Raw genomic sequence first — 12,374 nt, 5'->3', positions numbered from 1 at the left:
GGGCCCGCAACCCACAGACCAACGCGACCAGACGACGCAAGCTTGCGGGCCCGGCTCAAAGTGATAGGCCTCAATCAGGCGACGGGATGACCACCAGCGGCCCACCTCCAGAAGCCGAGCAGACAGCGGCAGCCGTGGTCATCCCGGAGCCTGCCCGTCCGGCGAGGACATGCTTTTCTTCCAAGCCGCGGCAGAAGTGTCCTGGTTCGCCAACCGAACCCACGCATTACTCGTCTAGGCCGCTTCGGGAAGGGCGTCGCCGGTGTCGCGGGCGTCGAGGTCGCCGACCTCGCCGTCCTTCGCCGCGCGGCGGCCGAGCGTGAAAACGTAGGCCAGGAACGCGATTTCGACCACCACGCCGATGCCCACGCGCAGCCACGTCGGCCAGCCCGACGGGGTCACGAACGCCTCGATGACCCCGGACACGAACAGCACGCACGTCAGCCCGAGCGCGATCACCACCACCGACCGGCCCTGCTCGGCGAGCGCCGCGGTGCGGGAGCGGCGGCCCGGGTCGATCACCGTCCAGCCGAGCCGCAGGCCGGTGCCCGCCGCGACGAACACCGCCGTCAGCTCCAGGAGGCCGTGGGGGAGCAGGAGGCCGATCATCACGTCGCCGCGGCCGGCCGCGCTCATCGCGCCGATGATCAGCCCGGCGTTGAGCGAGTTCAGCCAGAGCGCGGCGAGCACCGGCAGGCCCAGCGCGACGCCGAGGAACAGGCAGGTCGCCGCCACCCACGCGTTGTTCGTCCACACGCGCGCCGCGAAGGACGCCGCCGGGCCGGTCGAGTAGTAGGTCTCCGCCTCGCCGCCGGGCTTGGTCAGCTCGCCCAGCTCCGCCGGGGTCCCCAGCGACGCGCGCACGACCGGGTCGCGCGCGACCCAGACGGCGATCACCGCCATCACCGCGATCGACACCACCGCGGCCGGGATCCACCAGCGCCGCGACAGGTACACCGCGGCGGGGAACCGGCGCGTGAAGAACAGGGCGACCTCGCGCCAGGCCGGGCTGTGCGACCCGGAGATCGCCGACCGGCCGCGGGCCACCAGGTCCGACAGCCTGCCGAGCAGCGCCGGGTCCGGTGCGACCGAGCGCACGATCGACAGGTGCGTCGCGGTGCGCTGGTAGAGCGTCACCAGCTCGTCGGCTTCCGGCCCGGTCAGCTTGCCGCCGCGCCGGCTCAGCTCGCCGAGCCGGGTCCACTCCGCCGTGTGCGCGGCGACGAAGACGTCCACATCCACACAGGCCACCCTATCCGCCGATACGCTGGAGTCCGTGCACGAGGAATCGGAGCTGGTCACCGGCGAAGCGGTCGTCCTGGACCTGCGCGTGGCCAAGCTCGCCAGCCGGGCACTGGCGATGGCGCTGGACGTGCTCGTGCAGTTCTCGCTGCTGGTGGGGGCGGCGATGGTGCTCTCGTTCGCGCTCCCGCTCGGCGACGACTCGCTCTTCCTGGCCCTGCTGCTGGTGTTGACGGTGCTGATCATGGTCGGCTACCCGGTCGTGTTCGAGACGCTCTCGCGCGGCCGGTCGCTGGGCAAGATGGCGGTCGGGCTGCGGGTGGTGCGCGTCGACGGCGGCCCGATCCGGTTCCGGCACGCGCTGGTGCGCGGGCTCGCCGGCTTCGTCGTGGACTTCTGGGCGCTCGGGCTGTTCGGCGCGGTCGCGGTGATCGTGTCGCTGTGCTCGTCGGACGGCCGCCGCGTCGGCGACTTCCTGGCCGGGACGCTGGTGGTCCGCGACCGGGTCCCGGACGGCGCCGGGTACGCGGCCGCGGTCGCCATGCCGCCGGGGCTCGAGGGCTGGGCGTCGCAGCTCGACCTGACCCGGCTCCCGGACGGTCTCGCGCTCTCGAGCCGTCAGTTCCTCGCGCGGTTCCGGGAACTGAGCCCGGAAGCGTCGCACGCGCTGGGCTGGCGGCTCGCCCAGGAGATGGGGAACGCGCTCGGCACGCCGGTGCCGCCCGGGGTGCCGCCGTGGGCGTTCCTGGCGGCGGTGCTGGCGGAGCGGCGCAACCGCGACCACGCCCGGGCGTTCCAGGCGTACGCGGCCCAGGTCCAGGCGGCGCGCGGGCAGCTGCCGCAGACACCGCCGCCGGGACCGGACCGGCCGGGGTTCTCGCAGACGGGGTACGCGGCGAGCGTCCAGCCGGCTTTCGCCTCGTCCCCGGCTCCGCCCGTCCCGCCCGCGGCGCGGCCGGAGCCGCAGACGCCGCCGTCGGGGACGCCGGTGCCGGTGGAGAACCCGTTCACCCCGCCGAGCTGACGGCTTTCACGAGACGTCGCCCGACGGCGAGAGCCACGTGTTGCACTGCTGGTTGCGGTTTTTCGTGGCCCCGTGCTGCCACCAGGAAATATTGTGCTTGGCGGTGCCGTGGTCGCGCTTGCCGTTGCGGGCGTAGTCGTCGCCGCGGTCCTGGGCGTTCCAGGCTTCGTTGTAGACGTTCTTGTCGACCGAGCCGCCGGAGACCGACGCCGAGCCGAGGAACATGCCGGAGAAGCACTGCGCCTCGAGTTCCATCCGCCGCGACAGTTCCAGGCCGGCCGCCGAGTCGGCGCCCGCGTCGTACCGCTGGTTGCCGTACGCGTCGGAGATGCCGGACAGGTTCTGCACGTGGTGGCCGTATTCGTGGGCCAGGATCGACAGGTACGGGCCGGGGTGGTTGCCCCACACGTCGAGCTCGATGCGGTCCATCGGCATGTAGATCGTGTTGTTCGACGGGCAGTAGAAGGGCGTGACACCGGTGGTGGTGCCGCCGCTGCCGCACGGCGTCGACGATTCCGACAGCGACCGCGGCACCGACAGGTTCGGCGTCCGGAACGGCAGGTCGACCGCGCCGAGCATGCGGGACCACATCGCGTCGAGGCAGCCGATGCCGGACTGGAAGAACCGCTGGACGCTGTTCTGGTCGGTGGCCCAGCGGCTCAGCGAGCACGGGACGTTCTGCAGGCCGTAGTCCGGGCTGCCGAACAGCGGGTTGTTCCCGGTGGCCGCGACCGGGCGCGGTCCGGAGGGGGTCTGCGAGGTCGGGGTCCGGCGCTCGGTGGTGCGGGCGGTCGTCGTCTCCTCGGCCGACGTGGTGGCCGAGGTGGTGCTCGCTTCGGTGGTGGTTTCCTCGGCGGTGGTGCTCGGGTAGGTGCTGGAGTACCCGGCGTCGGCGACGTGCCGCTGGTGGTTCCCGGACAGCGCGACGGCGGCGATGAGCCCACCCGCGACGGCGACGATCGCGAGCACGGCGACGGCGACGATCACCCCGGTGTTCGACTTCCTGGCGACGTAGGGGGTGTAGCCGGGCGCGAACCGCGGACCGAAAGCGGGCGGCCGGGCATAGCCCGGGGCGAAGACGGGCGGGGCCGCGGCCGGCGGCAGCGGAGCCCGCGCGGGCGGCGGAAGGGGCCGGGCGAACGGCCCGCTGGGCGGAGGTCCGGGGCGGCCGGGGCCCTGCGGGGGCATGCCGAACGGGTTCGGTGGCCCACCTGGCCCGGGCGCGCCTGCGGGGCTTCGGGGCGGTTGCTGCGGAGGCGTGCCTGGCGGGTTTGGTGCCCCACCTGGCCCGGGTCGGCTTTGCTGCGGAGGCGTGCCTGGCGGGTTTGGTGCCCCACCTGGCCCGGGCCGGCTTTGCTGCGGAGGCACGCCTGCAGGATTCGGTGGCACCCCTGGTCCGGGACCCCCGCTCCACCCCGGCTGCGGCCGGCCCTGCGGCAGCGGCCGGACCCCCGGCGGCGGCAGCGGCCGCGCTCCCGGTGGCGGCACCGGCCGGCGCGGGTCGTGCGGACCAGGACCAGAGCCAGGGCCAGGGCCAGGACCAACCCCAGGACCCTGCGGGCCGTGCGTCATCGAGTGGAACCCCCCGTGCGATTTCCCCGTCGAAAGCGGCGTACCTGCGGTGATCGCGCCGTTCCGGCCGTCAGCATAGATCGAGTGCTCTAGGGTGTGGTGCTGTGTCGAAGAAATGGGGGACCGCCGCCGCGATCGCCGTCGCGGGGGTGCTGCTGACCGCCGGGCCCGCCGTCGCGCAGGGGCCGTCGGCCGGGCCGGTGCTGCCGAACCTCCCCGACGACCAGTCCAAGAAACCGCAGCTGCTCACCGGGCAGGACGTCCGGCCGGCCGACGGGCCCACCGCCGACGTCGCCCTCAAGGTCCAGCGGGACGGCACCCTCTCCGTCACCGAACGCGTCACCGTCCCCGGCGGGCAGCGGCTCGTCGCGCGCGTTCCCCTCAAGGTCCCCGCGGGCGACGACCAGGACCGCGTCTTCGCCGTCCGGGACGTCAGGACCGACGGCTCGGCCACCGGCGAACTCACCGGAGACCAGCTCGTCCTCACCTTCGCCGGCGGCACCGGGAGCGCCACGTTCACCGTCGACGGCGCCATCGCCGACCTGAACGGCCGCCAGCAAGCCCGGTGGCAGATCGCCAGCGGCTTCGACGCGCCGCTGGCCAAGCTGACCGCGTCGCTGCTCGCCCCGTCGCCGCAATTGTCCCCTGTGGACTGTTTCGCCGGCCCGGTCGGTTCGAACCAGCGCTGCACCCTCGCCGAGCTCGACCACACCGGTGTCGTCCGGCTCGAACAGAACGACGTCCGCCCCGGCGACCGCGTCGACCTCCTCGTCGGCCTGCCCGCGGGCACCACCCCGGCGAACGCGAAGTTCGCCGCCATCGGCCTGCTCGCCAACGCCTTCGCGCTGACGCCGCCGACCGGCATCGCCTTCGCCGTCCTGCTCGCCTTCCTCGTCGCCGCCGCGCTCTTCGTGTGGCGGCGCCGCAAGCAAGACGCCGGCGCGCTGCGCACCGCCGGCGGCCCGGTCGAGGTCCTCCTGCGCGACGGCGACCGCGTCTTCTTCGCCAGCCCGGACGGCGTGCTGCCCGGGCAGGTCGGCACGGTCGTCGACGAGACCGTCGACGTCGTCGACATCAGCGCCACCGTGGTCGACCTGGCCGTCCGCAACTACCTGTGGCTGGCCGAAGTCCCGGGCCCCGACTGGCAGATCGCCCGCCGCAACCCGCCGGACGAGCACCTCCACGACTTCGAACGCGCGGTCTGCGAAACGCTGCTGCCGCCGGGCACCGACAGCGTGCTCGTGTCGCAGCTGCGGGCCCGCGGCGGGCTCGACCTGCGCCGGATCAGCGACGCGATGTACGCCGACGTCGTCGGCAAGCGCTGGTTCTCCCGCCGCCCGGACACCGCCCGCGGCCGGCTGACCTGGCTCGGCGCCGGGATCTTCACCCTCGGCCTGGTCGCCACCGCGGTCCTCACCTTCACCGCCGGGTACGCGCTGCTGGGCGTCGCCGTCGCGCTGGCCGGGCTCGCCGTGGTCGCGGTGGCCGCGCTGCTGCCGTCCCGCACCGCCCGCGGCCGGGCGCTGGCCGGGCAGGTCCGCGGCCTGCTCGACTACCTGCACACCGCGCGGGCCGACGACATCCCGCCCGCCGACCGCGAGCTGGTGTTCTCCCGCTCGCTGCCGTACGCGGTCGTGCTGGGCGACACCGAACGCTGGCTCGGCACCTTCGCCGCGCTCAACCCGTCGGCCGACGGCTCGGCCGGGCTGTACTGGTACGGCGGCATGGAGGCCGAACCCGACCTGCGCCGCTTCGGCGCGCACTTCCCGTCGTTCCTGACCGCGCTCGACGGCGTGCTCACCGCCGCCGCGGCCCGCTGACCGTGCTCGCCGGGGCGCTGCTCGCGCTCGCCCTGGCCGCCGGCCCCGCGGACCAGCCGCCGCTGCCCACGGTGCCGCAGAGCGCCGAGATCCAGCTCAAGGTCCAGCGCGACGGCTCGCTGTCGGTCGTCGAGGCGATCTCGGTCCCCGAGGGCCTCACCATGGACCGCCGGGTCGACCTGCGCGTCCCCGCCGCCCACCACCGCGACCGCGTCTACGGCGTCCGCGACGTCGTCCTCGAAGGCCGCGGGTCGGCGAGCGTCGACGGCGACGCGTTCACCGTGCACCTCACCGCGGGCACCTCGATCGTCCGGTACACAGTGGACGGTGCGGTCGCCGGGGACCGGGTCACCTGGGAACTGGCGGGCGGGTGGAGCGCCGAGCTGAAGTTCCTCCGCGCGTCCTTCGCGGCGCCGAAGATTCCCACCGCCGTCGACTGCCTCGCCGGCGACCTGCCGTGCGGGGCCGCGCAGATCGACCACGCCGGGCTGACCCGCTTCAGCCAGCAGAACCTCGCCGCGGGCGCCCGGATGACGGCGACCGTCGAACTGCCCGCGGGAACCGTCCCGGCCAACGAAGTGCTGGTCCCGGCGAAGACGATCGCCGGCGCGTTCGTGCTCACCGCCCCGGTCGCCTGGGCCTGGGCGGGCTTCGGCGCGCTCCTCCTGGCCTCGGCAGCGCTGGTCTGGGCGGCCCGCCGCCGCGACGCCCGCCCCGGGGCGCCGGAGAAGGCGAACCTGGTCACCGCGAACGGCGAGTTCGCTTCGCCCGAGGGCGTGCTGCCCGGCCACGCCGGCGTCCTCCTGCGCGGCCGGGCCGGGCCGCTCGACCTGGCCGCGACCGTCCTCGACCTCGCCGTCCGCAACTACCTCTGGGTGAGTGACGACGGGACCCGGCTGACCCGCCGCAACCCCGCCGACGAGCACCTGTCGCCCTTCGAACGTGCCGTCTTCGAAACCGTCCTGACCGACGACACGGTGACGCTCGCCGAACTGCGGCAGCGACGCGTCGAAATCCCCCGCGCCGAGCTGGAGGCCGACCTCGTCCGGCGAGGCTGGTTCGGGACGCGGCGGCTTCGCCGGACCGGGCTCCGGATCGCCTGCTACGGCGTGTTCCTCACCGTCCTGCTGGCCCTGACCGCCGGGTACGCCCAGCTCGGCGTGATCCTCGCGCTGGCCGGGGGCGCCGCCGTCGCCGCCTCGGCCGCCTTGCCCGCGCGGCGGCGGGCGGGCGCCGAGGTCGCCCGCCGGCTCCGCGGCGTCACCGCGATCCGGGCGAAGGACTTCGACAAGACCCAGCGCGAGCTGGTCTTCTCCCGCGGTCTGCCGTACGCGCTCGCTCTGGGCGAACTGGCCCCCTGGGTGGCCGCGTTCGACGGTCTCAAGCACCCGCCGCGGGTCTGCTGGCACGCCGGCGACATCACCCCTGACCAGGCCGGATCCTTCGCGACGGCGCTGGCCGGGACGTTCGCCGCCGCCCGCCGTGGTCGCCTCCAGAGCCTCGTGAGTGGTAAGGCGGGTTAGAACCCTCCTTACCACTCACGAGCCGGGACGCCGGGAAGGGCGGGGTCGTCGTAGGGTGGGGCCATGGCCGATCCCGAGCTCGTCCGATACACCCTCGACAACGGTCTGCGGGTGGTTCTCGCCCCCGACGCGACCGCGCCGGTGGTCGGCGTCAGCGTGCACTACGACGTGGGTTTCCGCTCCGAGCCGGAGGGGCGCACCGGTTTCGCGCACCTCTTCGAGCACCTGATGTTCCAGGGCTCGGAGAGCCTGGAGAAACTCGCGCACTTCCGGCACGTGCAGTCCAGCGGCGGGACCTTCAACGGGTCCACCCACCCGGACTACACCGACTACTTCGAGGTGCTGCCGAGCGCCGCGCTCGAGCGGGCGCTGTTCCTCGAAGCCGACCGGATGCGCGCGCCCAAGCTGACGGCGGAGAACCTGGCGAACCAGATCGACGTCGTCAAGGAGGAGATCCGGCTCAACGTGCTGAACCGGCCGTACGGCGGGTTCCCGTGGATCACCCTGCCGCCGGTGCTCTACTCGACGTTCCCCAACGCGCACAACGGCTACGGCGGCTTCGAGGACCTCGAGAGCGCCACGGTCGACGACTGCGCGGCGTTCTTCGACACCTACTACTCCCCGGCGAACGCCGTGCTCACGGTGGCGGGCGACTTCGAGGTGGACACCGCCAAGAAGCTGATCGAGGAGCACTTCGGCGACGTCCCGCACCGGCCGGCGCCGGAGCGGCCGTCGTTCGCCGAGCCGCTGCCGACCACCGAGCTGCGCGGCGAGGTCGAGGACGCGCACGCCCCGCTGCCCGCGCTGGGCATCGGCTACCGGATGCCGGACCCGATCAACGACGTCGACAGCTACCTGGCCTACCTGGTGCTGGCCGGCGTGCTCACCGACGGCGACGGCTCCCGCCTGCAGCAGCGGCTGGTGCACAAGGAGCCCCTGGTCGTCGACATCGGGGCGGGTGCCGGGCTGTTCGGCCCGTTCGAGGCGCGCGACCCGGACACGTTCACCATCACCCTGATCCACCCGCACGAGGTGCCCCGCGAGCGCGTGCTCGCCGCGCTCGACGACGAGCTCGAGAAGCTCGCCGAGACCCCGCCGAGCGAGGAAGAGCTGCGCAAGGTCACCGCCCGCTGGACGGCGAGCCTGCACTCGGAGCACGACAGGCTGGTCTCCCGGACCCTGGCCCTCGGCTCGTTCGAACTGCTCTACGGCGACGCTTCGCTGGTGTACCGGCTCGCGGACCGGATGTCCGCCGTCACCGCGGAGGCCGTGTCGGCGGCGGCGAAGGCGCTGCGCCCGGACGCGCGCGCCGTGCTGGTGGTCAAGCCCGCTTCGGAAGGGAACAACGAGCAGTGACTTCAGCAACGCACCGCACCGCGGAGGAGATCGGCCGCACCGCGCGGGGACCGCGGCCGCTGCCGCCGCTCGGGGAGCAGCGGGCCGCCGCCGATCTGTCCCATGTGGACACCACGCTGGCGAACGGCCTGCGCGTGCTGGCCGTGCGCAAGGCGACCGTGCCGCTGGTCGAAGCCCGGCTGTGGATCCCGTTCGCGGGCGACGACGCCCTGCACCCGGCCACGGCCGAGGTGCTCGCCGAGACGATCCTGACCGGCACGGCGCGGCGCAACCGCATCGAGATCGACGCCGAGCTGGCCCTGATCGGCGGCGACATCGGGGCCGGCGTCGACCCGGAGCGCCTGGTGCTCACCGGGTCCGCGCTGGCCGACAAGCTGCCGACGTTCCTCGACGTCCTCGGCGACGTCCTCACCGGGGCGACCTACGCCGACGAGGAGATCGCGCGCGAGAAGGAGCGGCTGGTCGAGCGGATCGCCGTCTCGCGCACCCAGCCGCGCACGATCGCGCGGGAGGCCCTGCAGAAGCACCGCTACGGCGACCACCCGGCCACGCGCGAGGTCCCACGCGCGGAGGATGTCGCCGTCGTGACGCCGGAGCAGGTCCGGGCGCTGCACCAGGCGTCGGTGCTGCCGCGGGGTTCGGTCATGGTGCTGGTCGGCGACCTCGACCCGGCCGGCGTCGTCGGGGAGCTCGAGAAGGTGCTCGGCGGCTGGGCGTCGGACCGCTCCGCCGTCCGGCTGCCGCCGCTGCCGGACCTGACCGGGCCGGACGTGCTGCTGGTGCCGCGCGCGGGCGCGGTGCAGTCGCAGATCCGGCTCTCGGCGCAGACGATCCCGCGCACGGACCCGGGATACGCGGCGCTGCAGCTGGCGAACCTGGCGTTCGGCGGGTACTTCTCGTCGCGGCTGGTGGAGAACATCCGCGAGAACAAGGGCTACACCTACTCCGCGCACTCCGGCTTCGAGTTCACCGACGGCACGGCGGTGGTCAACGTCGACGCGGACACCGCGACCGACGCGACGGCCCCGGCGCTGCTGGAGACCCGCTACGAGCTGGGCCGCCTCGGCCAGGTCCCGCCGTCGGGCGACGAGCTGGAGTCGGTGCGCCAGTACGCGATCGGTTCGCTGCTGACGTCGACGTCGTCGCAGGCCGGGCTGGCCGGCCAGGTGCTGGCGCTGGCGTCGACCGGGCTGGGCCTGGAGTGGCTGAACGAGCACCCGGCGCGGGTGGCCGCGGTGACCGCCGACGATGTCGCCGAAGCGGCGCTGAAGTACTTCGCGCCCAAGCGGTTCACGGGTGTGGTGGTCGGTGACGCAGGCGTCCTGGAGCGCAAGCTCCTCGCGCTGGGCGACGTCGTCGTGGGCGAGCCCGCCTGATGCCGGTCCCGTTCACCCTCGGTGCCCTGCCGACCCTCTCCCGGTCCACAGTGGACCGTCAGGAAGGCCTGCGCACCAACCCCGCGCGCCTGGCCGCGCGCTGGGCCGACGCCCGGGTCGTCCTCCTGGACGACGCCGGGCGCACCCCGGTGGTCGAAGGGGCCTCGGCACTGGCGTTCCGCAAGGCCGTCGACTTCGGCGCTTCGCCACCGGCGGACGCGGTCTTCCTCGGCGAGTGGCAGGACGTCGACTACTGGTCGCTGCCGGGTGGCCCGTCGGGTGACGCCGACACGGTGAAGATGGCCGGCAGCTGGGGGTTCGTCGAGGAGGTCCCCCGCGCGGACGGCGAGGTCTGGGTCGAGCTGCGCGGCTACGGAGACCTCCTGGACGACACTTCGGCCGGCCTGTTCACGACGGCGCAGGCGTTGCGCTACTGGCGGCGGCAGGCGAAGTTCTGCACCCGCTGCGGGAGTGCGACGGAGCTGGTCCAGTTCGGCTGGGCGAGCAAGTGCACGGGGTGCGGCCGCGAGGAGTACCCCCGCACGGACCCGGCGGTGATCTGCCTGGTGCATTCGCTGGAGGGGGTCAACGGGTCGCACGTGCTGCTGGCGCGTCAGCCGATCTGGCCGGCCGGCCGGTATTCGGTGCTGGCGGGGTTCGTGGAGGCGGGGGAGTCCCTCGAGGCGTGCGTGGTCCGGGAGATCCGCGAAGAGGTGGGCGCTTTGGTGTCCGACGTGCGGTACCTGGGCAGCCAGCCGTGGCCGTTCCCGCGGTCGATCATGCTCGGGTTCACGGCCCGGGCGGACCGATCGGCACCATTGGTGCCGGCGGACGGCGAGATCGAAGAGGCGCTGTGGGTGTCGCGGGCGGAGGTGCGCGCGGCGTTCGAGAACAGCGCGGACCGCGGCGAGGGTTCGAAGCCGACCCCGATCGCGGACGGGACGGCGGAGATGATTCTGCCGGGGAACTCGTCCATCGCCCGCGTGATGCTCAAGGCCTGGGCGGACGCGGAGGAGTAGCCACCCGCCACTGAACGCGACCACGAAAACGGCCCCGGCTACCCGCCGGGGCCGTTTTCGTTGCGCTCCGCGCATGTTTCCGCCAGGTGGCCTACCGCGACCCCAAGCGTTACCTCCCTGTTTCCCGAGACCGTTGACGGCTGTGCCGCCGCTCACTACAGTCCCCGGAAACCGTCTGTAAAGTATCCTAATTAAGTCCGGAGGAACGAGTGCGAGCCGGTAGCCCGCGGATGCTGCGCGAGATCAACGATCGCGCCGCCATCGAGGTCCTCCTGCGGGAGGGGCCGCTCACGCGGGCCGAACTCGAACTCGCCATCGGGCTGTCCAAGCCCGCCACCGCGCAGCTGCTCACCCGGCTCGAGCAGGACAACCTCGTCACGAAGGCCGGCGTGCGGGGCGGTGGCCGGGGGCCCCGCGCCCAGCTCTGGGCGGCCAACGGCGGCCTCGCCTTCGTCGCCGCCGTCGATCTCACGCCGCACCTGGCCGACTTCGTCGTGGCCGATGTCGCCGGGGTCGTCCTCGCCGAGTACCGGACCCCGCTGCCCGTGCACGCCGGTGCCGACGTCGTCGGGACCTTCGGCGAGGCCCTTTCGAAAGTCGCCGAAGAAGCCGGAATCAAAAGGGAAGACCTGGCCCACGTCGTGATCGGCGCGCAGGGGGCGTTCGATCCGCGCACCGGCCTGCTCTCCTCCGCCCCGCACATCCCCGGCTGGCTGGGCTTCGACGTCCCGCAGAAGCTCTCCGACGAACTCGGTGTCGACGTCCTCATCGAAAACGACGTCAACCTGGTCGCCGTCGAAGAGATGACCGTCGGGATGGCCCAGGACGTCGACGACTTCGTCATGGTCTGGCTGTCCGAAGGCGTCGGCGGTGCCGTCGTCATCGGGCGGCGGCTGCTGCGCGGCGCCACCGGCGGGGGCGGCGAAATCGACTGGATGCGGGTGCCCGACCCGGCCACTGTCGACACCGGCGACGTCTGGCCCGCGGCCGGCGCCCGGTTCGGCAACCTGGTCGACTCGCCCGCCATCTGCCGCCTCGCCGCCGCCCACGGCATCCGGGCCGACACCGCCTGGGAAGCCGTCACGAAGACCGAACCGGACCACCCCTTCCGGCACGATCTCGCCAAGCGGGTCGCCGGTGGCGTCGCCAACCTCGTCGCCGTCGCCGACCCCCAGCTCGTGCTCCTCTGCGGCGACACCAGCCGGGCCGGCGGGGAGGACTTCGCCGCGCTCGTCCAGGAAAAGCTGCACGACCTCGTCCTGCCGCGCACGCCCGTCGGCTGCGCTTCCGTGCAGGGCAACGCCGTTCGCGCGGGCGCGCTGCAGTCGGCGCTCGCCACCACCCGTGAGGACGTCTTCGGCGTCGTCACCCCCACGCTCCTCGGGTCGCGCCGGCCCGAGGGCGACAGCACCCGTCCCCGACCGACTAGCCCCGACCGATGA

General features: G+C 73.4%; 9 protein-coding genes. 7 read left to right on the top strand and 2 right to left on the bottom strand.

Annotated features, from left to right (window positions below; all coding sequences use genetic code 11):
• Positions 1–234 precede the first annotated feature (234 nt).
• Entirely contained in the window at positions 235–1,242 is a 1,008-nt protein-coding gene (locus ACWEGE_RS39600; protein WP_449665619.1) for a stage II sporulation protein M, read from the bottom strand.
• Positions 1,243–1,276: 34 nt separating this feature from the next.
• Here ACWEGE_RS39600 and ACWEGE_RS39595 point away from each other — a divergent pair, with 34 nt between their 5' ends.
• Complete coding sequence (locus tag ACWEGE_RS39595) at positions 1,277–2,266, top strand: RDD family protein (RefSeq protein WP_449665618.1); 990 nt, start codon at positions 1,277–1,279, stop codon at positions 2,264–2,266.
• Between the two features lie 6 nt (positions 2,267–2,272).
• Here ACWEGE_RS39595 and ACWEGE_RS39590 read toward each other — a convergent pair whose 3' ends face one another.
• Positions 2,273–3,454: a neutral zinc metallopeptidase gene (locus tag ACWEGE_RS39590; protein ID WP_449665617.1), complete on the bottom strand. Its 1,182-nt coding sequence runs from the start codon at positions 3,452–3,454 to the stop codon at positions 2,273–2,275.
• Positions 3,455–3,942: 488 nt separating this feature from the next.
• Between ACWEGE_RS39590 and ACWEGE_RS39585 the strand changes: the two genes are divergently transcribed.
• From ACWEGE_RS39585 to ACWEGE_RS39560, 6 genes are all read left to right on the top strand, one after another.
• On the top strand, positions 3,943–5,658 hold the full coding sequence (locus ACWEGE_RS39585; RefSeq protein WP_449665616.1) for a DUF2207 family protein: 1,716 nt from the start codon (positions 3,943–3,945) through the stop codon (positions 5,656–5,658).
• A 2-nt stretch (positions 5,659–5,660) separates the two neighbouring features.
• On the top strand, positions 5,661–7,181 hold the full coding sequence (locus tag ACWEGE_RS39580) for a DUF2207 family protein (RefSeq protein WP_449665615.1): 1,521 nt from the start codon (positions 5,661–5,663) through the stop codon (positions 7,179–7,181).
• Between the two features lie 63 nt (positions 7,182–7,244).
• Positions 7,245–8,537, top strand: a complete 1,293-nt coding sequence (locus tag ACWEGE_RS39575; RefSeq protein WP_449665614.1) for a M16 family metallopeptidase — start codon at positions 7,245–7,247, stop codon at positions 8,535–8,537.
• Positions 8,534–9,913, top strand: coding sequence for a M16 family metallopeptidase (locus ACWEGE_RS39570; RefSeq protein WP_449665613.1), 1,380 nt, complete (start codon positions 8,534–8,536; stop codon positions 9,911–9,913). Before ACWEGE_RS39575 ends, ACWEGE_RS39570 begins: the two co-directional genes overlap by 4 nt.
• On the top strand, positions 9,913–10,932 hold the full coding sequence (nudC, locus tag ACWEGE_RS39565; RefSeq protein ID WP_449665612.1) for an NAD(+) diphosphatase: 1,020 nt from the start codon (positions 9,913–9,915) through the stop codon (positions 10,930–10,932). Before ACWEGE_RS39570 ends, nudC begins: the two co-directional genes overlap by 1 nt.
• Positions 10,933–11,162: 230 nt before the next feature.
• Positions 11,163–12,374, top strand: coding sequence for an ROK family transcriptional regulator (locus ACWEGE_RS39560; protein ID WP_449665623.1), 1,212 nt, complete (start codon positions 11,163–11,165; stop codon positions 12,372–12,374).

This window comes from Amycolatopsis sp. NPDC004747, from assembly GCF_053601335.1.
This window is presented reverse-complemented; position numbering and strand designations above follow the sequence as displayed.

Excerpts from the sequence above, each read along its gene's own strand:
- nudC (WP_449665612.1), top strand. The coding sequence starts at position 9,913 with ATGCCGGTCCCGTTCACCCTCGGTGCCCTGCCGACCCTCTCCCGGTCC.
- ACWEGE_RS39560 (WP_449665623.1), top strand. The coding sequence starts at position 11,163 with ATGCTGCGCGAGATCAACGATCGCGCCGCCATCGAGGTCCTCCTGCGG.
- ACWEGE_RS39590 (WP_449665617.1), bottom strand. The coding sequence starts at position 3,454 with ATGCCCCCGCAGGGCCCCGGCCGCCCCGGACCTCCGCCCAGCGGGCCG.
- ACWEGE_RS39575 (WP_449665614.1), top strand. The coding sequence starts at position 7,245 with ATGGCCGATCCCGAGCTCGTCCGATACACCCTCGACAACGGTCTGCGG.